This window comes from Achromobacter insolitus, assembly GCF_002209555.1.
Taxonomy (GTDB): Bacteria; Pseudomonadota; Gammaproteobacteria; order Burkholderiales; family Burkholderiaceae_B; genus Achromobacter; species Achromobacter insolitus.
Map to the genome: position 1 here is coordinate 637,298 of NZ_NJIF01000001.1, position 21,935 is coordinate 659,232.

At 64.9% G+C, this 21,935-nt stretch carries 20 protein-coding genes; 6 read left to right on the plus strand and 14 right to left on the minus strand.

The features are described from left to right. Positions 1-6: 6 nt before the first annotated feature. The 7 genes from nuoF to CEY08_RS02855 all read right to left on the minus strand — a co-directional run bounded on the left by nuoF (position 7) and on the right by CEY08_RS02855 (position 6,153). Positions 7-1,374, minus strand: coding sequence for an NADH-quinone oxidoreductase subunit NuoF (gene nuoF, locus CEY08_RS02825; RefSeq protein ID WP_042796779.1), 1,368 nt, complete (start codon positions 1,372-1,374; stop codon positions 7-9). Then, positions 1,371-1,865 (minus strand): NADH-quinone oxidoreductase subunit NuoE, encoded by a 495-nt coding sequence (gene nuoE / locus CEY08_RS02830; RefSeq protein WP_042796778.1) that lies wholly within the window; start codon positions 1,863-1,865, stop codon positions 1,371-1,373. The genes nuoF and nuoE overlap by 4 nt, the downstream gene beginning before the upstream one ends. Before the next feature lie 47 nt (positions 1,866-1,912). Next, positions 1,913-3,169: an NADH-quinone oxidoreductase subunit D gene (locus CEY08_RS02835; RefSeq protein WP_063642045.1), complete on the minus strand. Its 1,257-nt coding sequence runs from the start codon at positions 3,167-3,169 to the stop codon at positions 1,913-1,915. 3 nt (positions 3,170-3,172) lie between these two features. Beyond that, entirely contained in the window at positions 3,173-3,799 is a 627-nt protein-coding gene (locus CEY08_RS02840; RefSeq protein ID WP_042796777.1) for an NADH-quinone oxidoreductase subunit C, read from the minus strand. Positions 3,800-3,874: 75 nt separating this feature from the next. Next, positions 3,875-4,351: a NuoB/complex I 20 kDa subunit family protein gene (locus CEY08_RS02845; RefSeq protein WP_006217960.1), complete on the minus strand. Its 477-nt coding sequence runs from the start codon at positions 4,349-4,351 to the stop codon at positions 3,875-3,877. Between the two features lie 39 nt (positions 4,352-4,390). After that, positions 4,391-4,750 (minus strand): NADH-quinone oxidoreductase subunit A, encoded by a 360-nt coding sequence (locus tag CEY08_RS02850; RefSeq protein ID WP_006217959.1) that lies wholly within the window; start codon positions 4,748-4,750, stop codon positions 4,391-4,393. A gap of 290 nt (positions 4,751-5,040) precedes the next feature. After that, positions 5,041-6,153, minus strand: a complete 1,113-nt coding sequence (locus tag CEY08_RS02855; RefSeq protein WP_063959860.1) for a porin — start codon at positions 6,151-6,153, stop codon at positions 5,041-5,043. A 478-nt stretch (positions 6,154-6,631) separates the two neighbouring features. Between CEY08_RS02855 and CEY08_RS02860 the strand changes: the two genes are divergently transcribed. Genes CEY08_RS02860 through CEY08_RS02870 form a run of 3 tightly spaced genes read left to right on the plus strand, consistent with a single transcriptional unit; the run spans position 6,632 to position 8,120 of the window. Then, positions 6,632-7,246, plus strand: coding sequence for a TetR/AcrR family transcriptional regulator (locus CEY08_RS02860; protein ID WP_042797607.1), 615 nt, complete (start codon positions 6,632-6,634; stop codon positions 7,244-7,246). Next, a complete protein-coding gene (locus tag CEY08_RS02865) occupies positions 7,243-7,686 on the plus strand; it encodes a PaaI family thioesterase (RefSeq protein ID WP_042796775.1) in 444 nt (147 codons plus the stop codon). The genes CEY08_RS02860 and CEY08_RS02865 overlap by 4 nt, the downstream gene beginning before the upstream one ends. After that, positions 7,683-8,120, plus strand: coding sequence for an NAD(P)-binding domain-containing protein (locus CEY08_RS02870; RefSeq protein ID WP_042796774.1), 438 nt, complete (start codon positions 7,683-7,685; stop codon positions 8,118-8,120). The genes CEY08_RS02865 and CEY08_RS02870 overlap by 4 nt, the downstream gene beginning before the upstream one ends. Here the strand turns inward: CEY08_RS02870 and CEY08_RS02875 are convergent. From CEY08_RS02875 to axyZ, 7 genes are all read right to left on the minus strand, one after another. Continuing rightward, positions 8,091-8,858 carry a phosphatase PAP2 family protein gene (locus CEY08_RS02875; protein ID WP_042796773.1) on the minus strand — a complete coding sequence of 256 codons (768 nt, stop codon included), beginning with the start codon at positions 8,856-8,858 and terminating at the stop codon, positions 8,091-8,093. The two genes, CEY08_RS02870 and CEY08_RS02875, sit on opposite strands and share 30 nt — an antisense overlap. Before the next feature lie 39 nt (positions 8,859-8,897). Then, entirely contained in the window at positions 8,898-9,680 is a 783-nt protein-coding gene (locus CEY08_RS02880) for a metallophosphoesterase family protein (RefSeq protein ID WP_063642047.1), read from the minus strand. Then, positions 9,677-10,651, minus strand: coding sequence for a diacylglycerol/lipid kinase family protein (locus tag CEY08_RS02885; RefSeq protein WP_042797606.1), 975 nt, complete (start codon positions 10,649-10,651; stop codon positions 9,677-9,679). Before CEY08_RS02885 ends, CEY08_RS02880 begins: the two co-directional genes overlap by 4 nt. 80 nt (positions 10,652-10,731) lie before the next feature. After that, a complete protein-coding gene (locus tag CEY08_RS02890) occupies positions 10,732-12,531 on the minus strand; it encodes a gamma-glutamyltransferase family protein (RefSeq protein ID WP_063642048.1) in 1,800 nt (599 codons plus the stop codon). A gap of 141 nt (positions 12,532-12,672) precedes the next feature. After that, the gene (locus CEY08_RS02895) at positions 12,673-14,175 is read right to left on the minus strand and encodes an ABC transporter substrate-binding protein (RefSeq protein WP_063959861.1); all 1,503 of its coding nucleotides are present in this window, start codon (positions 14,173-14,175) and stop codon (positions 12,673-12,675) included. A 212-nt stretch (positions 14,176-14,387) separates the two neighbouring features. Further along, complete coding sequence (locus CEY08_RS02900) at positions 14,388-15,284, minus strand: LysR family transcriptional regulator (protein ID WP_063642050.1); 897 nt, start codon at positions 15,282-15,284, stop codon at positions 14,388-14,390. A 46-nt stretch (positions 15,285-15,330) separates the two neighbouring features. Further along, positions 15,331-15,969: a multidrug efflux transcriptional repressor AxyZ gene (axyZ, locus tag CEY08_RS02905; RefSeq protein WP_042796769.1), complete on the minus strand. Its 639-nt coding sequence runs from the start codon at positions 15,967-15,969 to the stop codon at positions 15,331-15,333. A 227-nt stretch (positions 15,970-16,196) separates the two neighbouring features. Here axyZ and CEY08_RS02910 point away from each other — a divergent pair, with 227 nt between their 5' ends. Genes CEY08_RS02910 through oprZ form a run of 3 tightly spaced genes read left to right on the plus strand, consistent with a single transcriptional unit; the run spans position 16,197 to position 21,931 of the window. After that, a complete protein-coding gene (locus CEY08_RS02910; RefSeq protein ID WP_042796768.1) occupies positions 16,197-17,408 on the plus strand; it encodes a MexX/AxyX family multidrug efflux RND transporter periplasmic adaptor subunit in 1,212 nt (403 codons plus the stop codon). A gap of 6 nt (positions 17,409-17,414) precedes the next feature. Beyond that, positions 17,415-20,552 (plus strand): multidrug efflux RND transporter permease subunit, encoded by a 3,138-nt coding sequence (locus CEY08_RS02915; RefSeq protein WP_076815848.1) that lies wholly within the window; start codon positions 17,415-17,417, stop codon positions 20,550-20,552. After that, the gene (oprZ, locus tag CEY08_RS02920) at positions 20,549-21,931 is read left to right on the plus strand and encodes a multidrug efflux RND transporter outer membrane subunit OprZ (RefSeq protein ID WP_042796767.1); all 1,383 of its coding nucleotides are present in this window, start codon (positions 20,549-20,551) and stop codon (positions 21,929-21,931) included. Before CEY08_RS02915 ends, oprZ begins: the two co-directional genes overlap by 4 nt. The last annotated feature ends 4 nt before the right edge of the window (positions 21,932-21,935 follow it).

Genomic DNA, 21,935 nt, shown 5'->3' on the forward strand with positions numbered 1-21,935 from the left:
TGAGACCTACAGATATTGCGGGACCACACAAGACTTATGCTCGATGTGGTGCGCGAATTCGTCGCGAAAATGCTTGAGGAAGCCACGGACGGGCATGGCGGCGGCGTCACCCAGGGCGCAGATGGTGCGGCCCATGATGTTGCCTGCCACGTTGTCCAGCAAGTCCAGATCTTCCGGACGGCCGTGACCGTTTTCGATGCGATGCACCATGCGGTAGAGCCAGCCGGTGCCTTCGCGGCACGGCGTGCACTGGCCGCAGCTTTCCTCGAAATAGAAGTACGACAGGCGCAAGAGCGACTTCACCATGCAACGCGTTTCGTCCATGACGATCACGGCGCCCGAACCCAGCATCGAGCCGGCCTTGGCGATGGAGTCATAGTCCATCGTGCATTCCATGATGATGTCGGCCGGCAGCACCGGGGCGCTCGAACCGCCGGGGATCACGGCCTTCAGCTTCTTGCCGCCGCGCATGCCGCCCGCCAGCTCCAGGAGCTTCGAGAACGGCGTGCCCAGCGGGATCTCGTAGTTGCCGGGACGCTCGACGTCGCCGGTGATCGAGAACAGCTTGGTGCCGCCGTTGTTCGGCTTGCCGACTTCGAGGTAGGCCTGGCCGCCATTGCGGATGATCCAGGGCACCGCCGCGAACGTTTCGGTATTGTTGATGGTGGTGGGCTTGCCGTACAGGCCGAAGCTTGCCGGGAACGGCGGCTTGAAGCGCGGCTGGCCTTTCTTGCCTTCCAGCGATTCCAGCAGCGCGGTTTCCTCGCCGCAGATGTAGGCGCCATAGCCATGGAAGGCGTGCAGCTGGAAGCTGAAGTCCGAACCGAACAGCTTGTCACCCAGAAAGCCCGCGGCGCGCGCTTCTTCCAGCGCTTCTTCGAAACGCTCGTAGACTTCGAAGATTTCGCCGTGGATGTAGTTGTAGCCGACGCTGATGCCCATGGCATAGGCCGCGATCGCCATGCCTTCAATCACGATGTGCGGATTGAAACGCAGGATGTCGCGGTCCTTGAACGTACCGGGTTCGCCTTCGTCCGAGTTGCAGACGAGGTACTTCTGGCCCGGGAAGGCGCGCGGCATGAAGCTCCACTTCAGGCCGGTCGGGAAGCCCGCGCCGCCGCGGCCGCGCAGACCGGACGCCTTGACCTCGGCGATCACGTCTTCCGGCTTCATGCCGGTGGTCAGGATTTTCTTCAGGGCTTCGTAGCCGCCACGCTTGACGTAGTCGGCCAGGCGCCAGTTGGCGCCGTCGACGTCGGCCAGGATCTGCGGCTGGATGTGCCGGCCATGCAGGCACATCGAATTAGACAGGTCGTTCAGCGGGTTGGGGTCCAGCCCCTGCGCGAACTGCTTGTACAGGTCGGGCGCGTTCATGCCGACTCTCCTTGCACCTTGAGGGCGGCGACCAGCGCGTCCAGCTTCTCTTCGGTCATGCGCACGCACATATGCTTGTTGTTCACGATCAGCACCGGCGAATCGCCGCAGGCGCCCATGCACTCCCCTTCCACCAGCGTGAACTGGCCGTCAGGGGTGGTGCCGCGGTAATCGACACCCAGCTTGCGCTTGAGGTATTCGCCAGCACGTTCGCCGTCGCGCAATGCACAGGGCAGGTTCGTGCAGACGGCGATTTTGTTCTTGCCGACGGGCTTGACGTCGAACATGTTGTAGAAGGTGGCGACTTCCTGGACCGCGATGGGCGGAACGCCAATGTAGTTGGCCACATCTTCGATGATTTCGGTAGCCAACCAGCCCTTCTCTTCTTGCGCGATGGCAAGCGAGGCCATGATGGCGGACTGCCGCTGGTCGGCCGGGAACTTCGCGAGTTCTCGGTCGATTTTCTGGTAGGCCTGTTCGGAAAGCAGCATAGTTTGAATCCGGGTTATGCGGGCGTGCTCGTGACTGTCTGGACGGATCAGCGATCGATCTCGCCGAAAACGATGTCCTGCGTGCCAATGATGGTGACGGCGTCGGCGATCATGTGACCGCGCGACATTTCATCCAGCGATTGCAGGTGGACAAAGCCGGGGGCCCGAATCTTCAGGCGGTAAGGCTTGTTGGCACCGTCGGACACCGCGTAGATGCCGAACTCGCCCTTGGGGTGTTCCACCGAGGCGTACGCTTCACCGGGAGGCACGTGGAAACCTTCAGTGAAGAGCTTGAAGTGATGGATCAGCTCTTCCATGTTGGTCTTCATGGCGGTGCGCTTGGGCGGTGCGATCTTGTGGTTCTCGATCATGACCGGGCCCGGATTGTTGCGCAGCCATTCCACGCACTGGCGGATGATGCGGTTGCTTTCACGCATTTCGGCGATACGGACCAGGTAGCGGTCATAGCAGTCGCCGTTGACACCCACGGGGATGTCAAAATCGAGCAGATCGTAGACTTCGTAGGGCTGCATCTTGCGCAGGTCCCAGGCCACGCCCGAGCCGCGCAGCATCGGGCCGGTGAAGCCCAGCGCCTTGGCGCGTTCGGGATCGACCACGCCGATGCCCACCAGACGCTGTTTCCAGATGCGGTTGTCGGTCAGGAGGGTTTCGTACTCGTCGACACAACCCGGGAAGCGGTTGGTGAAGTCTTCGATGAAATCCAGCAGCGAACCCGAACGCGCGTCGTTCATCGCGCGCACTTCCTTGTCGCCGCGGTACTTGCTGGTGTCGCCGTATTGCGGCATCGAATCCGGCAGGTCGCGGTAGACGCCGCCCGGACGATAGTACGCCGCGTGCATGCGCGCGCCCGAGACCGCTTCGTAGCAGTCCATCAGGTCTTCGCGTTCACGGAAGGCATACAGGAACACCGCCATGGCGCCCACGTCCAGCGCGTGCGAACCCAGCGACATCAGGTGGTTCAACAGACGGGTGATCTCGTCGAACATCACGCGGATGTATTGCGCGCGCAGCGGGGCTTCGACGCCCAGCAGCTTCTCGATGGCCATGACGTAGGCGTGCTCGTTGCACATCATGGACACGTAGTCCAGGCGGTCCATGTAGGGCAGCGCCTGGATGTAGGTCTTGTGTTCGGCCAGCTTTTCGGTGGCACGGTGCAGCAGGCCGATGTGCGGATCGGCGCGCTGGATCACTTCGCCGTCAAGCTCGAGCACCAGGCGCAGCACGCCGTGCGCGGCCGGGTGCTGAGGGCCGAAGTTGAGCGTGTAGTTCTTGATTTCTGCCATGATTTAACGCCCCAAGCCGTAGGAGTCTTCGCGGACCACGCGCGGAGTGATCTCGCGCGGATCGATCGTGACCGGCTGGTAAATGACGCGCCGTTGTTCGGGGTCGTAGCGCATTTCGACGGTACCGGACAGCGGGAAGTCCTTGCGGAAGGGATGGCCGATGAAGCCATAGTCGGTGAGGATGCGGCGCAGGTCCGGGTGGCCTTCGAAGACGATGCCGTACAGGTCGAAGGCTTCGCGCTCGAACCAGCCCACGGCCGGCCAGCATTCCATCAGCGACGCAACCATGGGGAACTCGTCGTCCTCGGCCCAGGTGCGCACGCGCAGGCGCCAGTTGTTCTCGATGGAGAGCAGGTGCGCGACCACGGCGAAACGCGAGCGGTGGACCTTGGCGCTGGTTTCCTCGGGCAGCTGGCGCGTGCCGTTGCCCCAGGTCAGGTAGTCGACGCCACAGAGGTCGATACAGGTTTCAAAGCGCAGGCCGGCTTCGGTGCGCAGCTTGTTGCAGACGGAGAACCACTGTTGGGCGGGCACTTCGAGCGTCAGCTCGCCCAACGCCTCGGTCAGCGCGATATCCGCGCCGAGGGTGGTCTGCAAATTGTTTTTCAGGGTTTCGAGCCTGGTCATCATCTTGTACGCTTAGGTGAACCGATACGCTGGTTTCGCGGCGCCGGCCGCAGGAACTGCTGCCTGGCGAGGCGAAGCTCAGCGCGCAATCGTGTTGGTCAGACGGATCTTGTTCTGCATTTGCAGCAAGCCGTAGACCAGCGCCTCGGCCGTGGGCGGGCAGCCTGGCACGTAGACGTCTACCGGTACGATGCGATCGCAGCCACGGACCACCGAATACGAATAGTGGTAGTAACCGCCGCCGTTGGCACAGGAGCCCATGGAAACCACCCAACGCGGCTCGGGCATCTGGTCATAGACCTTGCGCAGCGCCGGGGCCATCTTGTTGCACAGCGTGCCGGCCACGATCATCAGATCGGACTGACGCGGGCTGGGCCGGAAGATGATGCCGAATTGGTCCAGGTCGTAGCGGGCCGCGCCCGCGTGCATCATCTCGACCGCGCAACAGGCCAGACCGAAGGTCATGGGCCACATGGAGCCGGTCTTCGCCCAGTTAAGGAACTTGTCGGCGCTGGTTGTGATGAACCCTTGCTTGAGAATGCCGTCTATAGCCATATTCGTCTCTGATAGCGTGCTGAAGAAAAACCCGGCGGGTTATTCCCAATCCAGCGCGCCCTTTTTCCATTCGTAGATGAAGCCGACCGTCAGCACGGCCAGGAAAACCATGACCGTCCAGAAACCGACGAGACCGACCGTACCTTGGGCAATGGCCCAGGGGAACAGAAACGCGATTTCTAGGTCGAAAAGAATGAACAGAATCGCCACAAGGTAGTAGCGCACGTCAAACTTCATGCGAGCGTCTTCGAAGGCCTCGAAACCGCATTCGTACGGCGAGAGCTTCTCGGCGTAAGGACGCCGCGGACCAAGGAGGGAGCCGGCCGTTAGAAGCGCGAACCCGATAAGGGTGGCCACTACGATAAACAGCAGGACGGGAAAATACTGTTGCAGGTTCATTCAGGCGTCCGTCAAATGCGCAAACCTTAGGATTGTAGCATTCGCGCGGTTACTTCTGGCTGAACTCTGTAGCTCGAACAGCAGGCGAAAGACAGCATTCCTCTAATGGAACAATGGCTGCTTTCAGCACCGGTGCGCAAGCATACCGCAGTCCGCCAACGTCCGCACAAACCCACGTAAAAACACAGGCGCAAAAACGAAAAAAACCACCCCTGAGGGTGGTTTATACGAACGGGCCGAAGCCCGTTCGTGCACTTTAAATCCAGGCAGGGCTTGCGCCCTGCTTTGGATTAGAAGCGGTGACGGATACCGACGCCGACGGCGGTCGACTTGACGTCTTCGATGAAGGCGTAGTTCTTGGCGTACGAACCGTAAGCGTACAGGTTGGTGCGCTTGGACAGGTCGTAGGTGTAGCCCAGCGAGAAGACGTTCATCGTCTCGTCAGCACCGTTGATACGGTCGTTGCTGGGGTCAACCATTTGCCACGAACCGAACAGCTTGCTTGCGCCGCCGATCGGGGCGGACAGGCCGACCATGTACGAGTTGGCCTTGAAGCCGTCAGCAAAGATGTTGTTGCCGAAGTTCAGGGTACCAGCGTTGGTGCTCGTGCCTTGGCCAGCGAACCAGCCGTCGGTCGTGCGAGCGTAGGCCAGAGCCAGCTTCACGACTTCGAAGTCATACGAACCGCCGATGGCGTACATACGCGGGGTAGCGTCGGTCAGAGCGGTCGGCAGCTTGTTCGAAGCGTTCAGCTGATCGTACGAGAAAGCGACGTTCAGCGGGCCGTTGACGTAGCGCAGACCGGTGGTGATGGCGCGGGTGTTGTCAGCAGTGCGGAAGCCCGATTGAGCGCCGTTGTTGTCGTCAGCGTTGAACGAGTAGCCAACGCCGAACTGGAAGCCGCTGAACGACGGGGTCTGATACATGACCATGTTGTCGTAGCGTTGCGTGTTGGCAGCGCTCATCGAAACGCCGATGTTAGCTTGACCGAAGCCAGCGCCGAACGGGTCGATCGAGCCGAAGTACTTCGACGCGATGTTGGTTTGGCGACCGAAGTCCAGTTGGCCCCAGCTGTCGCTGGCCAGACCGATGGTGGCTTGACGACCGAACAGGCGGCCGCCTTGAGCGGAGTTGCCGTTACCGGAGTTGAAGCCCGATTCCAGTTGGAAAACAGCGCGCAGGCCGTCACCCAGGTCTTCCGAACCACGCAGACCCCAGCGCGAACCGTTCTGGACGCCGTTGATCATGCCGAAACGGCTGCCGTTGATGGCATCGGGACCGCCGCTGATCTTGTTGTAGCCGAGGCCCGTGTCGATGATACCGTACAGGGTGACAGACGTTTCTGCCTGGGCGACACCGGCAAAACCGGCGAGCAGGGCGGCAGCGAGCAGAGTCTTTTTCATTTAAGAAATCTCCGTTGATTTGAGTGACAAGAGCAGCAATCCAGCAAACCAGCCTGCCGCCCCCCTAACTCCGCGAAGGGAAGTTGACGCTATTGCATCAAAAATCAGGGGGGCTGGCTATGGTCGGCGCCAGAAAAGTGCAGGTTTACGACAGCCTTGTTGGGATATTGCAACAACTCCTGGAGGCCCCGGGCGATCGCACTAGGGCTTACCCTTGGTTTTGAGGCCAAGCACCTATTCATGCGACTTTCAGCCCTGCCCCCAATTATTCGGATGAGCTGGATACCATCCCAAGCGGCAAATTTCGGACCATTTCCGGTGCCAGTTGGGCATGGCCGCAGCGCAGGACGCAGCACCGCAACCCCGCTTTCCCCCTGACGACGACGGATGGGCCGGAAGCCGTCCGCGCGTTTTGATAACGTTGTTATTTATAAAAATCGCCGATATGATCGAATCGTCGATTTCAGCGTTCATCCCCATGCCTACGCCCTCCTCCCGCACCGACCGGTCCGAACGCCTGAACGCGCTGCGCCGCCAACTCGTTCTTGACGCCGCCCAGCGCGTATTCGAGCGAGACGGCCTGGAAAAGACCACGATCCGCGCGATCGCCAAGGAGGCGGGTTGCACCACCGGGGCGATCTATCCCTGGTTTGCCGGCAAGGAAACCATCTATGGGGCGCTGCTGGAGGAATCGCTGGAACGCCTGCACGCCCATCTGTCCGAGGCCGCGACCGGCGGCGCCGGAGCATCCGCCGCGCGCAATGCGATCAACGCGTTCTTCGGCTACTACGCAGAACGGCGAACCGATTTTTCCCTGGGCATGTACCTGTTCCAGGGGCTGGGGCCACGCGGCCTGGGCCGTGAAATGGACGAAAGGCTCAACGCCCGCCTGCGCCAGTGCATCGATCTGCTGGGCCTGGCGCTGGCACGGACCAAATCCTGGGAGGCGGCGGTGATTGCCGTCGAGCAGATGAATCTCTTCACGTACCTGATGGGACTGTTGCTGCTGCTGCATACCCGCCGCCTGAAGTCCCTGGGCCAGCATGCACAAGCGCTGCTGGACAACTATTGCCTCGCCCTGGAGCAACGATGACCGCAACCGACCTGGACACCCCGGCCGACGCCCCCCTGATCAGCCTGACGGACTTCCACATCCTGCTGGCTGACCAGCATCCCTTTTCCTTGCTGCTGGGCATAGACGTGCTGCGCATTGGCCGCGGCACCGCGCGCGCCGTGCTGCCCGCCCGCGATGCCCACCAGCGGCTGGGAGGCATCGTCGCCGGTCCGATGCTCATGGGGCTGGCCGACCTGACCATGTACGCCGCGGTGGTGGGCGCCACCGGGCAGGCGCACGCGGTAACGGCCAGCCTGACGATCAACTTCCTGCGCAAGAGCCCCGCAGGCGCCATCTATGCCGACGCCCGGCTGCTGAAAGTGGGCCGGCTTTCCGCGGGTGAGGTGATCCTCACCGGCGAAGGCTCGGACGAACCCTTGGCCCATATCGTGAGCACGTGGTCGGTGCCCAAGCCATGAGCATGCGAGTCAGCATCGTCGGCATGGGCAGGACCGGCACGCTGGCCGCGCAACGTCTGCTGGCGGCCGAGCCGGACATCGCACTGACCCTCTACGACATAGAACCCGGACGCTGCGAGGACTTCCGCGGCACCGCCACGCTAGCGACTTCGGCCCGCGAGGCGCTGGAGGAATCGGACACCATCGTGCTGGCATTGCCACGTGAGCGTGAGATCGACCGCACGCTGGAGCGCTTCAGCGACGGCAATGTAACGGCGCCGGTGGCGGGCAAACTGATCGTGGACCTGGAGCCCCCGTGCGCCGAACGCGCGCGCAGTCTGGACCAGGCCATCGTCGCTGCGGGCGGGCGCTATACCTGCGCGCCTTTGCAAACGAGCGCCGATGCCCCCGGCGCGGAAGCGCGTTTACTGAACGCGCTGGCGCGGGTCGCATGATGCGCGCAGCCGCTGCGCCGCCGCCACGCACAACGCCAGCCAGGCCAGGCTGACCGCGAAGCCCGCCAGCACGTCGCTGGCAAAATGGACCTGCAGCAGGATGCGGCTGAGTCCGATCGCCATGATGAGCGCCGCCAGCAGCGCGATGCCGGGCAGCCGCCAGGAAGGCGGCGCCAAACGCCACAGCAGATAGCAGGCCATGCCATAGACCGCCATCGCCGCCGATGAATGGCCGCTTGGAAAGCTCCACCCCGCGGCGCTGGCATAGCCATGATCGTGCTCGGGGCGGACCCGTTCGAACGCATGCTTGAGCAGCCAATTGAGCGCCCCGCCCACGCCGGTGGCGACCGCGCACACCAGCGCCAGCCGCCAGTCGCCGCGCCACAACAGGAACAGCGTCATCAGCACGCTGACGCCCGTCAGGAATTTCCGGTCGCCCAGGTAAGTGAACCAGGACAGCAGCCACAGCAACGGCGTCGACATGGACATGCTCAGGGAACTGGCCAGGGCCCTGTCGAAGGCGACCACCACCCCTTCGCTTTCTATCGCGAAAGCCAGGACCAGAAAGAGCGCCAGCGCGGCGCACGTGCCCGTCATGAAGAAGATCGCGCGGCGGCGGCCGGGCAACCCCAGGCCGCAGCGCGCGAAGACGTACGCCGCCGCGCCCGCCAGCAACGGCAGCGCGAGAAATAGCTGCAAGGCATGGGCCGCAGCCCACGCCGCAAAGGCATCCGTCATGAAAAAGCGCCCGTCACGATGAAGTTCCCAGCCCTCTCATTACAGCCCGACCTGCGTCCTGTCCACCGGTGCAAAAGCATGCGCCCCGGCGGCGTAGTCCCAGCGCTCGACATGGCAAGCGCCCTGTTCCTCGCGGGTAATGACATTGACCGAATTGGGAATGTTGCCGCGCACACGGCGCGAGCAGGTCGTCCCCGCCTGGACGATCCAGCCACGAGAGGGAGCGGAAGGATCGAGCGGCAGCACATAGGGCAGATGGATGTGTCCACCCAGGATGAGGTCGACGCCTGCCTGCGTCCAGGCCGCCAGCGCGCGCTCGCGCCCGTTCAGCAAATTGGACAGATCGGACTCCACTTTGGCGCGCACGGGATGGTGCGCCACCACGATGCGCAACTGTCCCGGCTTGGCTTGGCGCAGCCGCTCCGCGACCCGGGCGATCTGGCCGTCCGATATCTCGCCGTCCTTGCGCCGGCGCGGACGCGTGGTGTTGACGCCGATGGCGAGCAGGCCGGCGTTCTCGTACACGGGTTCGAGCACCGGCCCCAAGGCCCGCTTGTAGTTGCCGTAGGGGTTCAGCGCGCGGGCGAACACATTGAACAAGGGAATGTCGTGATTGCCCGGCACCGTCAGCACCGGCAACGACAGGCGTTCGATGAATTTGCGGGCGGCTGCAAACTGGCCGCGCCGCGCGCGTTGGGTGATGTCGCCGCTGAGAACCACCAGATCGGGCGCAAGGCTGCGGGCCAGGTCCAGCGCGGCCTCGACGACGGGTTTGCGTTCAGTGCCGAAGTGGGTATCGGAAAAATGCAGGATACGGGTCATGAACGGTCCAGATATTGCGAGTCCGCCGGCACCACCAGCGGCAGCCGTTCCTCGGCCACTTTGAATTCCAGCGGCGTATCCATCCAGGAGATTTCGCCGTCCATCGCCACCTTGACCCGCCGGCGTCCGCGCACCGCTACCGTCAGCCGGTCGAAGGCAAAGCTGACCACGTGTTCGGCCTCGCCCAACCTGCTGAACAGGCCGCGCAGGAGCAGGCCGTACAACGCCAGCGTCCCAACCGGCCTTGCAGCCATGGCAATCAGCCGGTTCTGATCCAGTTCGGCGCAATCAATGCCGATGTGTTCCAGTTGAAGCTTGTTGTTGCCCACCACCAGCGTAGGCGAACGCAGGTTGCGGGCCTGCCCGCCGTGATCCAGGAGCAGGCTCAACTGGCGCGGCGCGCGCAGCAGGGTCACCAGACCCGACCATAGCGCCACCAGCCGGCTGCGGCCGTACTTCTGCTTGTAGGCTTCGCGGTCCTCGAGCAGTTGCGGGTACAGGCCAAGGCTGGCATTGACCAGGAACAGCCGGCCGTTGAGCATGCCGACCTGCACGGGCCTGGGCTGTCCCAGCAGGAAGCCGCGCAAGGCGACCTCGGTGTCTTGTGAGATGCCGTAGCTGCGCCCGAAATAATTGAATGTTCCCTGGGGCAGGATGCCGAAAGGCACCCCTTTGCCCAGCACCACGCTGGCGACGGCATTGAGCGTGCCATCGCCGCCCGCCGCGATGACCACGCCCTGCCTCTCCTGCGCGAGCGCGACCGCCGCCTCGGCGGTGTCCGTCAGGCGCGACGGATCTTGCACGGGCATCAGTTCGTAGTGGCGCCCCGCCTCGTCGAGAATGCGGCGGATCGTGTCCTGCAGGATCTGCGCGTCGCCGCGCCCCGATCCTGTATTGAGGACGATGAAAAGGGGTTCTTGTCCCGTCAGGGAGCGGACAGTTGCTGCCGGGTTCTGCTGGGGTAGCGTCATGCGACAAACATACCCCATGCCGGCAAAGCGCCGCAACAAGGCTGGCGGCGGGCGGCGCCAGGCGCGCCCGCCGCCGCCGTTCAGCGGCCGATGGCGTAGGCCTGCATCAGACGCGGCGTAGCCGCCGCGTGCAGCAGGCCGTCGGGGTCGCGCGAGGCCGCAGTCAGGCGGCCCACCGACCATTCGGGGACTTCCTCGATCTGGTGCCCGCGCTGGCGCAACGCCTCGATGACCTCGGGACCGAAGCTCGCCTCCACGGCCAGATGCCCCGGCTTGCGGTCCCGCGGATAGAAGGACGTCGGGAAATGCATGGTGTGGGACATGGGCAGGTCGATCGCTTCCTGCAGATTCAGTCCATGGTGCACGTGCCGCAGGAAGAACAGCAACTGCCATTGCTCCTGCTGGTCGCCGCCAGGCGTGCCAAATGCCAGGTAGGGCTTGCCATCACGCAGCGCCAGCGATGGCGTCAAGGTGGTGCGCGGACGCTTGCCCGGCGCCAGCGTGCCTGGCAGCCCCTCTTCCAGCCAGAACATCTGCGCGCGGGTGTTCAGGCCGAAGCCCAGTTCGGGAATCACCGGCGAGGACTGGAACCATCCGCCCGAAGGCGTGGCCGAGATCATGTTGCCCCAGCGGTCGATGACGTCCACGTGGGTGGTGTCGCCGCGCTTGGCCGAGGCGCGCATGTCAGCCAGCGTGGGCTCATTGGTGGCGCTGCCGGGCGCGGAGACCTTGGACAGGCGTTCCAGCGTGTCCATGACGCGTTTGACCTGCGCCTCGAAACCCGGCACCTGCCCGGGCAGGAGATCTTGGGAGGCCGACTCGCCGATGAGCGCGCGGCGTTCGGCGTTGTAGGCGTCGGACAGCAAGTGATCCAGCGGTACATCGACGAAAGCCGGATCGCCGTAATAGGCTTCGCGGTCGGCGAAGGCCAGCTTCATGGCCTCGGTAACGCGGTGCACGAACTCGGCGCTGGTCGGGCTGACGCCGGCCAGGTCCATTTCCCTGAGCAGCGCCAGCGTCTGCAGGAATACGGGCCCCTGGCTCCAGGACCCCGCCTTGGCCACGGTGTAGCCGTGATAGTCGTAGGTGACCGGTTTGTCGTAGCTGGCCGACCAGCCCGCCAGGTCGTCGGCGGTGATGACGCCCCGGTGGGTGGTACCGCTTTCGTCCATGACATCGGTGCCGCGCGCGTATCGGTCGATCTCCTCGGCCACGAAGCCGCGGTAGAACGCGTCGCGCGCGGCCTCGATCTGGCGCTCGCGGTCGGCGCCGGCGCTTTCGGCCTGCTGCAGCACGCGGGTCCAGGTGCGGGCCAGCGCCGGGTTGCGGAACAGCTTGCGGGCCTCCGGCACCTTGCCGCCGGGCACATATACCTGCGCCGTCGTGGGCCAATGGGTCTGGAAGAAATCCTTCAGGCCCGCGATGGTATTGGAGATGCGCGGCATCAGCGCATGGCCATGCTCCGCGTAATAGATGGCGGGCTCCAGGACGTCGCGCACGCGCATGCTGCCATGGTCGCGCAACAACAGCATCCAGGCATCGAAAGCGCCTGGAATGACGGTGGCCAGCAGGCCGTTGCCGGGGATGAGCTTGAGCCCTTCCGCGCGGTAGCGCTCCAGCGTGGCGCCCGCGGGCGTGGTGCCCTGGCCGCACAGCACCTCGACGCGGCCAGTGCGCGCCGAATAGAACACCGCGGGCACTTCGCCCGCGGGGCCCACCAGATGGGGCTCGACCACCTGCAGCACGAAGGCCGAGGCAACGCAGGCGTCAAAGGCGTTGCCGCCGCGCTCCAGCAGCGACATGCCGGCCGCGCTGGCCAGCCAATGGGTGGAGGTCACGACGCCGAAGGTGCCGAGAATTTCGGGACGGGTAGTGAACATGGCTCACCCCCTGCCCGCTACGTAGGTACTGTTGTTCAATTGCGCACGCAGTGCGCTGGATGGCATGTCCACGTTCTATCTCACAAAAGGTGTCGGACATCAGGAAGGACCGTTAAAGAGACACCGTCCCTCCTGACCGATTTACTTCTTGGCGACGCTTACGCCCTTCAGGCGGATCAGGCCGTCGGGGTAAGGCACGAACCCTTCGATCTTCTTCTGCACGCCAAAGGTCCACGGCAGATAGAACAGGTAGATGATGGGACGCTGTTCCTGCATCGTCGCCAGCACCTGGTCGTACATGGCGCGACGCTTGGCGTTGTCGGATTCCGCGCGCGCGTCATTGAGCAGCTTGTCCACGCCGGCATCGCAGAACTTGCCGTCGTTCAAGTTGCCCTTGCAGCTCACGTACTGATGGATATTGCCGCTGGGATCGACACGGCCCGACCAGCCGCTCTGCCCGACTTCGAAATCGCCGCGCGCAAGCGAGGACTGCAGGGAGGCAAACTCCACCGGACGCAGGGTGATGTCGAAACCCGCTTCGGCGCCCATGGCCTGCACGAGTTCGAATACCTGCTGCATGGTGGTGTTGTTGCCAAAGGTGATTTCGAATTTGACGCGGTCAAAGCCCGCTTCCTTCAGCAAGGCCTGCGCCTTCTTTGGATCGCGCCCCTTGTGTTCGAAGGCGGTGTTGTAGGCGAAGCTGGCGGGCGGGAACGGCTGATAGGCCGGCTGGAACATGCCTTCGCCGATCACCTGGTTGAGCACGTCGCGGTCGATCGCGAGATCCAGCGCCTGGCGCACGCGCTTGTCCTTGGCCAGGGGATTGTTGGCGCGCGCGCCATTGCCCAGGTTCACGGAAATGGACTGGAAGCCCAGCCCGGTCACCGGAGCCAGCGCCAGGTTCTTGTCGTCCTTGACAGCCTTGGCATCGCTGGGCGCCACGCGCTCGATGATGTCCAGGTCGCCCGCGCGCAGGTTGTTCAGGCGCACGGTATTGTCGGGAATCGGGGTATAGACCAGGCGGTCGAAATGATAGTTGGCCGCATCCCAGTATTTGGGAAATTTTTCGAGCACGATGCGATCATTCTGCACGCGCTCCTTGAACTGATACGGACCCGAGCACACCGGCTTGCCGCCAGGATCCTTGTCGAAGCTGGCAGGCGACATCATCATCCCGGCACGGTCCGACAGCTGCGAAAGCAGCGAAGCGTCCGGTTCGGACAGGTTCAACACCACGGTGGAGGCGTCCGGCGCCTCGACGCTGGCGACCGTGGCCAGCTCGCTCTTGCGGTTGCTGTCGGGCAAGGTGCGCGCGCGATCCAGGTTGGCCTTGACGGCCGCGGCGTCAACCGGTGTGCCGTCATGGAACACGGCGTCGGTACGCAGCTTGAACGTCAGCACTTTGTGGTCGGGGCTGATCGTCCAGGATTGCGCCAGCTGCGGCACGATCTTCAGGTCCGGCGTGATCTCGACCAGCTTGTCGCACAGGGAGGCGAAGACGATGCGGCCCACGAACGTGCGCGCGCGCACCGGGTCCAGCACATCGGGGTCGTCCTGCAGGCCGATACGCAAGGTGGATTGGGCTTGCGCCAATCCGCTGGCCAGCATTCCCGCCATGGCCATGGCGAGGCAAAGTTTACGCATGAAAGATCTCCGTCGGTTCAGGTCGGCCTGGTTCCCCGCGCGGACGCGCCGCCTGGCATGGAGGAACAGACCCGAGCCGTGCTGCATCGCCGGGTCCATCCCCCGCTGCGCACGTTCTTGTTGGATTCTGCGCCAAGCGCGCGGCGATTGTATAGAGCGGTGGCTGTCGAATGCCTAAATACCCGCCGGGCGGCCGCCTTGCGGACGCGCTGTCAGGGAATGCGGCAAGGCGCGGCGAAATCCACGGCGGCCTGGACCTCGACGCGCAGCTTGCCCACCAGCGGCCGGGCATCGTCGCGCCGGTACTGGAAGGCATAGGGCAAGGCCGCCAGGGGCGGATCCCCCTCCAGCACGCGCAAACTTCCTTCGGCCTGCAGCGCGCTGGCCCAATGGCTGGGGAGCAGGCCGACACCGGTGCCTTCAATGAGGAGGCCGACCACCGCCCCCCAGTTGTTGCAGCAGAGGCGTTCGCCGCCGGCCTCGCGGCCCGCCAGCCAGTCGTCGATGATGCGCGTAGTGCCGGCGCCCGCCGGTAGCGTAACCAGCGGCAGGCGTTCGAGTAGCGCCGGTGTCATGTGCGTGGCGCCGTCGAGCACCGCCGGCGCGGCCACCCAGGAAAAGTGGGCCTGGCCGATGGAGGTGGAGGCGATGTTGGGCCGCGAGGAACGGCCCGCAATCACGGCGAAGTCCAGTTCGCCATCCGCCACGCGCTGCTCCAGCACCTGGCCGATATCCACATAGGGCTCCAGCACCAGGTCCGGATAGGCGGCGCGCACGCCTCGAATCAGCCGCGGCAGCCAGGTGAGCGCGGTGAGCTCGCCCACCCCGAAGCGGCAGCGGCCGCTGAGGCCCGCGCTCTGCGCCAGCGAGGCGCGGATCTGTTCCGCCGAAGCGAGCAGGTCGCGTGCCTGCGGCAGCAGGCGTTGGCCCACGTCCGTCAGCACCGCCTTGTGGCCGCTACGGTCGAAGAGGGACTGGCCCAGGCCTTCCTCGAGCTCGGTGATGCGCTTGGACAGCGACGACACCGACAGGTGCAGGCGCTCGGCCGCCACGGCGAAACTTGCGCAGGTGGCGGCCCAGTAGAAGGCTTCGAGTTGCTTGAGGGTCATGCCTGGATTGTATGAGGCGTCCGGCTCCCGGCCGACCCTGGGAAAATCAGGCGGCTTTCGGCGTCAACAGGTGCGCGGAAAACCGGAGGGTGTCGATGGCGGCGCGGAGCATGCGCTCGACGCGCGGCCACATATCGCCCTTGAGGCGATCGGACCAGCAGATGCTGTCAAACACCCCGTCGACCAGGGCGTGCAGATAGAGATTGGACAGGCGCACATCCAGTGCACGCGGCAGGTCTTCGCGCTTGACCGCGGCACGCAGCAGTTTTTCGGAGGTACGCAGGGCATGGCGCTCCCACAGGTCGCGGCGGCGCAGAAGCGGCGCATTCTCGTCGCTGTGTTCGCATTTCAGGTACAGGATCTCCAGCACGCGCTGCACGGATCCTTCCTGCGCATAGATCTGGATGTATTGCCGCATGGAGGTATAGAGCGATTCCAGCGCCTCGCCCTCCGTCGACACCTGGGTGAGCGGAGCGGCTTCGCCGAGCGCGCGGTCGCACATGGCGATACAGACGTCGATCTTGTTCTTGTAATGGCCGTAGACGGCGCCCCGGGATACGCCCGCGTGGTCGGCAATGTCGCTCATCGTGGTACCGGCCACTCCTTTGGACAGGAACACGCGCTCCGCCGCATCCAGGATGCGGTCGCGGGTGCGTTGGGACTCTTCTTTCGTCTTGCGGGCCATGCTGGGGACCTCCTTCTTAAAAAAACGGGCTGCAAAAAAACGGCGGCTCCGAACCGAGAAGCCGCCTTTTTCGACACTGTGAATAAGTGTGAAGCGGGGAGCATACTTCTGAACAAAATAATTAATCAAGCATGACGGATTAAATGATAGACTCGCTTCCCCACGCGGGAAAGTCGGCGCCTTTCCCCACATAAGCCCCAGCGCGGGCCCATCACGACACTATAAAAATGAAGCAAAGAGTCCCTCTACGCACGTTCGTCCTATCTGCCGTATTAATTCTTATTACTGGTTGCTCGAAACCGGAAACCCAACCAGCCGCCGACGCCCCGGCGGAGATCGGCGTCATCATCGCGGCGGCCACGCCCACCAGCGTCGCCACCGAGCTGCCGGGCCGGCTTGAGCCCTATCGCGAGGCCGAAGTGCGCGCGCGCGTGGCCGGCATCGTCACGGCACGCCTCTACGAGGAAGGACAGGACGTGGCGCGCGGCGCAGCCCTGTTCCAGATCGATCCCGCGCCCCTGCAGGCCGCGTACGATTCCGAGGCCGCGAACCTGGCGCGCGCGCAGGCGAACCTGTCCGCCGCCGCCGACAAGCTGCGGCGCTACGCCGACCTGGTGTCGGACCGCGCCATCAGTGAACGCGACCACGCCGAAAGCGTCGCGCAGGAACGCCAGGCTCGCGCCGAAGTCGCCCTGGCCCGCGCCAACCTGCAAAGCGCAAAGCTGAAGCTGGACTATGCGCGCGTTACCTCGCCCATCGACGGCCGGGCACGGCGCGCCCTGGTCACCGAAGGCGCCCTGGTGGGCGAAGGGCAGGCCACGCCGCTGACGGTGGTGCAGCAGATCGATCCCATTTACGTGAACTTCGCGCAGCCCGCCGCCGAGGTGATGCAACTGCAGAAGCAGATCCGCGCGGGGGCCCTGGAAGGCGTAGCGCCCGAACAGGTACAGGTACGGCTGCTGCTGCCCGACGGCAGTGAATATGGTCGCGGCGGCACGCTGTCCTTCGCCGACCTGGCGGTGGATCCGGGCACGGACAACGTGACGATGCGAGCGTTGTTCGAAAACCCGGGCCGCGACCTGCTGCCCGGCATGTACGTGCGGGTGCGGCTGGAGCAGGCGATCAACCGCGACACCTACCTGGTGCCGCGCAACGCTCTGCTGCGCAATGCCGACGGCGCGCACGTGCTGGCCGCCGGCCACGACGGCGAGCTGAAGAAGATCGCCGTCACCGCCGAGCGGCTGCAAGGCCCGAACTGGGTCGTCACGCAAGGACTCACGGGCGGCGAACGCATCGTCGTCGAGAACGCCGCGCACCTGGCGGCGGGGCAAAAAATCAAACCGGTGGAACGGGCGGCGCCCAGCGCGCAACCCCTGGCCCACGGGAACCCGGAAGGCGGCAGCCAGGCAAGGACGCCCGCTCCCGGCCAAAAAGGATAAACCGCAATGGCGCGTTTTTTTATCGATCGCCCCGTCTTCGCGTGGGTGATCTCCCTGCTCATCGTGCTGGTCGGCCTTCTGTCGATCCGCGCGCTGCCGGTGGCACAGTATCCCGATATCGCTCCGCCGGTGGTCAACGTCGGCGCCAGCTATCCAGGCGCCTCGGCCAAGGTGGTCGAGGAAGCCGTCACCGCCATCATCGAACGCGAGATGAACGGCGCTCCCGGGCTGATGTACACCTCGTCCAGCAGCGACTCGACGGGCTGGGCCAGCATCAACCTGACCTTCAAGCAAGGCACCAATCCCGACCTGGCTGCGGTGGAAGTGCAGAACCGCCTGAAAGCGGTGGAGCCGCGCCTGCCGGAATCGGTGCGCCGCGACGGCGTGCGCGTGGAGAAGGCGGCCGACAACATCCAGCTGGTCGTATCGCTGAAGTCGGACGGCAGCCTGGACGACATCCAGCTGGGAGAGCTGGCCGCCTCCAATGTGCTGCAGGCGCTGCGCCGCGTGGAAGGCGTGGGCAAGGTGCAATCCTTTGGCGCGGAAGCTGCGATGCGCATCTGGCCCGATCCGGCCAAGCTGACTGCCATGTCCCTGACCCCGGGCGACATCGTCTCGGCGCTACGCAGCCACAACGCGCGGGTCACCATCGGCGAACTGGGCAACCAGGCGGTGCCGAAAGACGCGCCGCTGAACGCCAGCATCGTCGCGGGCGAATCCCTGCGCACGCCCGAGCAGTTCGGCAACATTCCGCTGCGCGCGCAGCCGGATGGCGCCACCTTGCGCCTGAAGGACGTGGCGCGGGTCGAGCTGGGCGGCACCGACTACATGTACCTGTCGCGCGTGAACGGCATGACCGGTACCGGCCTGGGGATCAAGCTGGCGCCGGGCTCGAACGCGGTGGACACCACCAAGCGCATCCGCGCCACCATGCAGGAACTGGCCCAGTACTTCCCGCCGGGCGTTACATGGGACATTCCCTACGAGACATCCACGTTCGTCGAGATCTCGATCAAGAAGGTGCTGATGACCCTGCTCGAAGCCGTGGCGCTGGTCTTCTGCGTGATGTACCTGTTCATGCAGAACCTGCGCGCCACGCTGATCCCCACGCTGGTCGTGCCGGTGGCGCTCCTGGGCACCTTGGGCGTGATGCTGGGGCTGGGCTATTCCATCAACGTTTTGACGATGTTCGGCATGGTGCTGGCCATCGGCATCCTGGTGGACGACGCCATCGTGGTGGTGGAAAACGTCGAACGCATCATGGCGGAGGAAGGCCTGCCGCCACGCGAAGCCACGGTGAAAGCCATGGGCCAGATCAGCGGCGCCATCGTGGGCATCACGGTGGTGCTGGTGTCGGTGTTCGTGCCCATGGCCTTCTTCGACGGCGCGGTGGGCAATATCTACCGTCAGTTCGCCGTGACGCTCGCCGTGTCGATCGCTTTTTCGGCCTTCCTGGCGTTGTCGCTGACGCCGGCGCTGTGCGCCAGCCTCCTCAAGCCCATCGCCGCGGGCCACCACGAGAAGCGCGGTTTCTTCGGCTGGTTCAACCGGGCGTTCGCGCGCCTGACCGCGCGCTATACCGCGCGGGTCTCGGGCGTGCTCGCCCGCCCCGTGCGATTCGGCCTGGCTTATCTGGCGGTCATCGCCGCCGTGGCGCTGCTGTTCGCGCGGCTGCCCTCCTCCTTCCTGCCGGACGAAGACCAGGGCAGCTTCATGGCCATGGTTATCCTGCCGCAGGGATCGCCGCAAGCCGAAACCATGGCGATGGTGAAGGAAGTCGAGCGCTACATGATGGAAAAAGAACCCGTCGAATACGTGTATTCAGTCAATGGCTTCAGCAACTACGGCAGCGGGCCCAACTCGGCCATGTTCTTTGTCACGCTGAAGGATTGGAAGGAGCGCCGAGGCGCTGGCCAGCATGTAAACGCCGTGGTGGAACGCATCAATGCCGCCTTCGCCGACCGCAAGAACGTCATGGTGCACGCGCTGAACTCGCCGCCGCTGCCGGACCTGGGCTCGACCTCGGGATTCGACTTCCGCCTGCAGGACCGCGGCGGATTGGGCTACGAGGCACTGACCCAGGCCCGCCAGCAGCTGCTGGCGGCCGCGTCCCGCCATCCCGCGCTCGCGGAGGTCGTCTTCGCGGGCCAGGAAGATGCGCCGCAACTGGAGCTGCGAGTGGACCGCGACAAGGCCCAGGCCATGGGCGTATCGGTGGACGAGATCAACACGGCGCTGGCGGTGATGTACGGGTCTGACTACATCGGCGACTTCATGCTCAATGGCCAGGTGCGGCGCGTGACCGTGCAGGCCGACGGCAAGAGCCGTATCGACATGGAAGACGTCTCGCGCCTGCATGTCCGCAACCTGCAGGGGCAGATGGTGCCGCTCTCCGCCTTTGCCACCCTGAAATGGTCGATGGGGCCGCCGCAGCTCAACCGCTACAACGGCTTCCCCTCGTTCACCATCAACGGGGCGGCGGCGCCCGGACACAGCAGCGGCGAAGCCATGCGCGCCATGGAGACGCTGGCGGCCGAACTGCCGCGCGGCATCGGCTTCGACTGGTCCGGACAGTCTTATGAAGAAAGGCTCTCCGGCAACCAGGCGCCCGTGCTGTTCGCCCTGTCGGTGCTGGTCGTGTTCCTGGCGCTCGCCGCGCTGTACGAAAGCTGGTCCATCCCGCTGGCGGTGATCCTGGTGGTGCCGCTTGGCGTGATCGGCGCGGTGCTGGGCGTGACGCTGCGCGGCATGCCCAACGACATCTACTTCAAGGTGGGCCTCATTGCCACGATCGGCTTGTCGGCCAAGAACGCGATCCTGATCGTGGAAGTCGCCAAGGACCTGGTGCGCGACGGCCAGGGCATCGTGTCCGCCACGCTGGAGGCTGCGCGGCTGCGGCTGCGGCCCATCGTGATGACCTCCCTGGCCTTTGGCGTGGGCGTGCTGCCGCTGGCGCTGGCCACGGGCGCCGCCTCGGGCGCCCAGGCCGCGATCGGCACGGGCGTGCTGGGCGGCATCGTCACCGCCACGGTGCTGGCCATCTTCCTGGTGCCGCTCTTCTTTCTCATCGTGGGCCGCGTGCTGGGCATGCGCGTCCGCCCCTCGCGTCCGGAAGGCCGCGAAACGCTGGAGACCTCGCCATGAAGGCTATGGCAATGACCCTGCTTGCGCTGGCTTTGGCCGGTTGCTCGCTGGCCCCTACGTACGAACGCCCCGCCGCGCCGATTCCCGATGCCTACGGCACGCCCGCCCAGGACGGGCAGGCCGCCGTGCCGCAGGATTGGCGCGCCTACTTCAATGACCCGGCGCTGCAGGCCTGGATCGACGCCGCACTGAAGAACAACCGCAATCTGCGAGTGGCGGCGTTGCGTATCCAGGAAGCTCGCGCCTTGTACGGCGTGCAGCAGGCCGACCGCCTGCCCTCCATCGACGGCACGGGTGAATTCAGCCGCGGACGGGCAGCAGAGCCCGGCCAGCCTCGCATGCCGGTGGCGGACCGCTACCGCGCGGCTATTGGCATCGCCGCTTTCGAACTGGATTTCTTCGGCCGCGTAAAAAGCCTGAGCGATGCCGCGCTGTCGCGCTACCTGGCCAGCGAGGAAGCGCACCGCGCGGCTACGCTGTCGCTGGTGTCGGAGACTGCCGCGGCGTACTTCAATCAGCGCTCGCTGGCGGAGCAGTTGCGCCTGACCGAGAGCACGCTGGCGCTCCGCGAAGCCACGCTCAAGCTCACCCAGCGCCGCTACGACGCAGGGCTGGAAACGGCCGTGGGGCTGCGCACCGCGCAGATGCTGGTGGAATCCTCGCGCGCCACGCATGCCGAGCTGAGCCGGGAGTACCGCCAGGCCGTCCACACGCTGGGTTTGCTGGCAGGTGACTTCACGTTGCCACCGGACACCGATGCCGTCACGCTGGAAAGCCAGAGCTTGACGCCGCTGGCCGCAGGCCTGCCCTCGGCCCTCTTGATCCGCCGTCCGGACCTGCGCCAGGCCGAGGATACGCTGCGGGCCGCCAATGCCGACATCGGCGCGGCGCGCGCGGCGTTCTTCCCTTCCGTGCAGTTGACGACCGACATCGGCACCACGGCCGGCAGCTTCTCGGACCTGTTCGGGTCGGGCACGGGCACCTGGACTTTCGCCCCCAAGCTGACGCTGCCCATCTTCAATGCCGGCCGCAACAGCGCCAACCTGTCGCTGGCCGAAGCGCGCAAGGACATCGCAATAGCGCAGTACGAAGGCAGCATCCAGCAGGCTTTCCGCGAAGTGGCCGACGCGCTCTCCGCGCGCGATACGCTGCGCGCCCAGATCGACGCCCAGCGCAAGGTGCGCGACGCCGATCGCGACCGCCAGCGCCTGACCGAAAGGCGCTACGAGCGTGGCGTGGCCAGCTATCTGGAAATGCTGGAAGCGCAGCGCAGCCTGTTCGAGTCCGAGCAGGAATTCATCCGGCTGCAGCAGCGCCGGCTGGTCAACGCGGTGGAGCTATACAAGGCGCTGGGTGGCTGGGAGCAACCCGGCACGTGACCCG

Excerpts from the sequence above, each read along its gene's own strand:
- nuoF (WP_042796779.1), bottom strand. The coding sequence starts at position 1,374 with ATGAACGCGCCCGACCTGTACAAGCAGTTCGCGCAGGGGCTGGACCCC.
- nuoE (WP_042796778.1), bottom strand. The coding sequence starts at position 1,865 with ATGCTGCTTTCCGAACAGGCCTACCAGAAAATCGACCGAGAACTCGCG.
- CEY08_RS02835 (WP_063642045.1), bottom strand. The coding sequence starts at position 3,169 with ATGGCAGAAATCAAGAACTACACGCTCAACTTCGGCCCTCAGCACCCG.
- CEY08_RS02840 (WP_042796777.1), bottom strand. The coding sequence starts at position 3,799 with ATGATGACCAGGCTCGAAACCCTGAAAAACAATTTGCAGACCACCCTC.
- CEY08_RS02845 (WP_006217960.1), bottom strand. The coding sequence starts at position 4,351 with ATGGCTATAGACGGCATTCTCAAGCAAGGGTTCATCACAACCAGCGCC.
- CEY08_RS02850 (WP_006217959.1), bottom strand. The coding sequence starts at position 4,750 with ATGAACCTGCAACAGTATTTTCCCGTCCTGCTGTTTATCGTAGTGGCC.
- CEY08_RS02855 (WP_063959860.1), bottom strand. The coding sequence starts at position 6,153 with ATGAAAAAGACTCTGCTCGCTGCCGCCCTGCTCGCCGGTTTTGCCGGT.
- CEY08_RS02860 (WP_042797607.1), top strand. The coding sequence starts at position 6,632 with ATGCCTACGCCCTCCTCCCGCACCGACCGGTCCGAACGCCTGAACGCG.
- CEY08_RS02865 (WP_042796775.1), top strand. The coding sequence starts at position 7,243 with ATGACCGCAACCGACCTGGACACCCCGGCCGACGCCCCCCTGATCAGC.
- CEY08_RS02870 (WP_042796774.1), top strand. The coding sequence starts at position 7,683 with ATGAGCATGCGAGTCAGCATCGTCGGCATGGGCAGGACCGGCACGCTG.
- CEY08_RS02875 (WP_042796773.1), bottom strand. The coding sequence starts at position 8,858 with ATGACGGATGCCTTTGCGGCGTGGGCTGCGGCCCATGCCTTGCAGCTA.
- CEY08_RS02880 (WP_063642047.1), bottom strand. The coding sequence starts at position 9,680 with ATGACCCGTATCCTGCATTTTTCCGATACCCACTTCGGCACTGAACGC.
- CEY08_RS02885 (WP_042797606.1), bottom strand. The coding sequence starts at position 10,651 with ATGACGCTACCCCAGCAGAACCCGGCAGCAACTGTCCGCTCCCTGACG.
- CEY08_RS02890 (WP_063642048.1), bottom strand. The coding sequence starts at position 12,531 with ATGTTCACTACCCGTCCCGAAATTCTCGGCACCTTCGGCGTCGTGACC.
- CEY08_RS02895 (WP_063959861.1), bottom strand. The coding sequence starts at position 14,175 with ATGCGTAAACTTTGCCTCGCCATGGCCATGGCGGGAATGCTGGCCAGC.
- CEY08_RS02900 (WP_063642050.1), bottom strand. The coding sequence starts at position 15,284 with ATGACCCTCAAGCAACTCGAAGCCTTCTACTGGGCCGCCACCTGCGCA.
- axyZ (WP_042796769.1), bottom strand. The coding sequence starts at position 15,969 with ATGGCCCGCAAGACGAAAGAAGAGTCCCAACGCACCCGCGACCGCATC.
- CEY08_RS02910 (WP_042796768.1), top strand. The coding sequence starts at position 16,197 with ATGAAGCAAAGAGTCCCTCTACGCACGTTCGTCCTATCTGCCGTATTA.
- CEY08_RS02915 (WP_076815848.1), top strand. The coding sequence starts at position 17,415 with ATGGCGCGTTTTTTTATCGATCGCCCCGTCTTCGCGTGGGTGATCTCC.
- oprZ (WP_042796767.1), top strand. The coding sequence starts at position 20,549 with ATGAAGGCTATGGCAATGACCCTGCTTGCGCTGGCTTTGGCCGGTTGC.